The sequence below is a fragment of the uncultured Campylobacter sp. genome, assembly GCF_938030815.1.
Taxonomy (GTDB): domain Bacteria; phylum Campylobacterota; class Campylobacteria; order Campylobacterales; family Campylobacteraceae; genus Campylobacter_B.
Genome location: NZ_CALHII010000243.1, coordinates 1 through 2464, shown reverse-complemented (window position 1 = coordinate 2464; position 2464 = coordinate 1). Strand labels below are relative to the sequence as shown.

At 46.3% G+C, this 2464-nt stretch carries 4 protein-coding genes; 3 read left to right on the top strand and 1 reads right to left on the bottom strand.

Going from position 1 to position 2464, the window contains the following annotated elements; genetic code table 11:
- Nucleotides 1-21 precede the first annotated feature (21 nt).
- Nucleotides 22-708 carry a hypothetical protein gene (locus tag Q0277_RS09095; protein ID WP_297997426.1) on the top strand — a complete coding sequence of 229 codons (687 nt, stop codon included), beginning with the start codon at nt 22-24 and terminating at the stop codon, nt 706-708.
- Entirely contained in the window at nt 705-1031 is a 327-nt protein-coding gene (locus Q0277_RS09090) for a hypothetical protein (protein WP_297997424.1), read from the top strand. Before Q0277_RS09095 ends, Q0277_RS09090 begins: the two co-directional genes overlap by 4 nt.
- Nucleotides 1032-1133: 102 nt before the next feature.
- Here the strand turns inward: Q0277_RS09090 and Q0277_RS09085 are convergent, their stop codons facing one another.
- The gene (locus Q0277_RS09085) at nt 1134-2240 is read right to left on the bottom strand and encodes an FtsW/RodA/SpoVE family cell cycle protein (RefSeq protein WP_297997422.1); all 1107 of its coding nucleotides are present in this window, start codon (nt 2238-2240) and stop codon (nt 1134-1136) included.
- Between the two features lie 52 nt (nt 2241-2292).
- Between Q0277_RS09085 and Q0277_RS09080 the strand changes: the two genes are divergently transcribed.
- Nucleotides 2293-2464 (top strand): S4 domain-containing protein (locus Q0277_RS09080; RefSeq protein WP_297997428.1); only part of this gene is annotated, 172 nt, incomplete at its 3' end.

The following is a 2464-nucleotide window of genomic DNA, read 5'->3' as shown; positions in this document are numbered from 1 at the left end:
ATAAATTTTAAAAGGTCCAAAATGAAAAAAATCGTATTTTTGATCCTGCTTTTCGCAGCCGTTGCGCTCGCGCTTTATGTTACTTCGCGCGTAAATCCAAATCTTTTCGCCGAAATCAAAATCCTAGGCGCGCTGCTAAACGCCACGATCTTCGGCGTCGCGCTCATCGCCTTAGCGATCGGCGAAAAAGACGTAGTGCGCTTTCCGTTTCTTACCGCCTCGCTGCTGGCGCTGTTTTCGGGGCTGGTGGAGGGCGTGCTGCTCTTCGAAAACCGCTACTACATCGCGATCACGGCGGTAGCGTTCGTCGCCTTCGTCTTTTATCTGCAGATCAGGCACAAAAGATTTTCAAATAAAGCTTATAAAAATTCTGCGAACGAAAGCTCTAGAAATTTAGATGAGGGCGCAAATTTAAAAGACGCGGATTTTGGCAGCGCAAAAGAGGCGCGGGAGCCGCAAAGCAAAGACGCTGCGGCGGATGAAATTTTAAACTTTAAAAGCGGCGGCGAAATTTTAAATTCTCAAAACGAGGATGAAATTTTAAATTCCAGTGGCGGTCTTAGTGAAAATTTCGCAAGCGGCGCCGATGAAAATTCTACGCATCGCGCCGACGAAAATTCCGACAAAAATTTTAAAATTTCAAATGAAGGCGCGGGCGAAGGCGGCGCGAATGAAAATTCCGCGCCCGACGCAAGGTGCGATAGATGATCAGATCCGCGCTCATCGCGCTTGCGGTGATATTTTTGCTGCTTTTAAATTTAGCCAATCTCTTCGGCATGATAGGCCTAAGCGGGCCGGTGCCTGCGATGATCTGGTTTGCGATCAGCTTCTGCGGGGTTTTTTACCTATACAAATTTTGCGGCGCAAGGCCAGTCGCAGCGCGGATCGGGATCTTTGCCGTAGCCTTCGTGGGCGGATTTTTCACGAGCGTTTTGTACTACGGATTTTTTAATTCGCAAACTTTGGAATTTGCCTTTACATACGCCTTTTTCGCGGTGATATTTACGCTCGGCATCGGCGTGATTTTGTAGCGAGTTTAAAATTTAGCCCGCTGCTTCAAATTTCACCGCCGACTTAAAAATAAGTCCCGCGCGATTTTGTAGAATTTCAAAATTTATCCGCGAATGCTAAATTTACATCCTAATCTTATAGGTCTTGTAGTTATCCTTCATCCTAAACGTCAGCAAATTTTGTAAAATTCCAAAAAGGATCATAAAGGTGATGAAGCTGCTGCCGCCGTAGCTGAAAAACGGCAGCGGCACGCCCACGACGGGCGCGAAGCCTACCACCATCGAGATATTGACGCCCGCGTAGATAAAGATAAGCGAGGCGAGCGCGCTCGTAAACACCCGTATCAGATAATCGTTTTTGAAGTTGTAGTTCAGGCTCAGCAGATGCAGTATCAGCAGCGCATACAGCGCGATCAGCGCGGCAGCCCCCACGAAGCCGAAGCGCTCGATCGTATAAGCGAAGATAAAATCGCTCGTCGCAATCGGCAAGAATTTAAAGTGCGTCTGCGTAGCTTCGTCTCTATCCTTGCCGTAGATGCCGCCGTTTCCTATGGCAATGATCGCTTGCTTGACCTGATAATTGGGCTCCTCGCTGATAAAATCGGCGATGCGCTTTTTTTGATAATCGTGCATGTTTTCGTACAAAATCGGCGAGCTGGCCACAAAAACGATGATCAGCGTAAGCCAAATTTTTTTATCGACGCCGATGATAAAAAGGATCGCAAATCCCGTCAAAAAAAGTATCGCGGCGGTGCCCAGATCGGGCTCTTTCGCGATCAGAACGAAGGGCAGAAGTATGTAAAAACTAAGGCGCAAAAAATCCTTCAGCCCATAGCCGTTTTTAGGCGGCGGATTTTTGTGTATCAGATACATCAGCATCAGGATAAACGCGGGCTTCATCACCTCGCTGGGTTGCAGCGTAAAATGCACGAAAGGGATCTCCAGCCAGCGTCTCGCTCCTAGCTTGCTAACGCCGAAAAAATCGACGCTGAGCAGCAATATGATGTTGATCCAATAAAATATCGGGATCAGATATAAAAATTTGCGTATCGGAAAGAGAAAAAACAGCGTAAAAACGGCAAATCCTACGCCGAAATAAACGACCTGCTTCGAGGACAGCACGTCGTTTGCTTCGCTTATTAAAACGTATGAAAAAACCACTATCGGCACGATCAAAAAAGGTTGAATGAAATCAAAATATGCTAAAATCTTTTTGTCAATTTTAAACAACGCTTAATCCTATTAAAATTTTGACGTAAGAATAGCCAAAAAAGGTATAAATTTGGATAATCTAATAGCACAATGCAGCGAAAGGCTCGACGTTTTTTTAAGCTCGCAGCTTGGAATTTCGCGCAATCAAATATCAAGCTTAATCAAATCCGAAGCGGTCAGAGTGGACGGAGCCGTGCAAACTAAGCCCGGCTACAAGCTATCTGCAGGCGAGCTCGTGCACA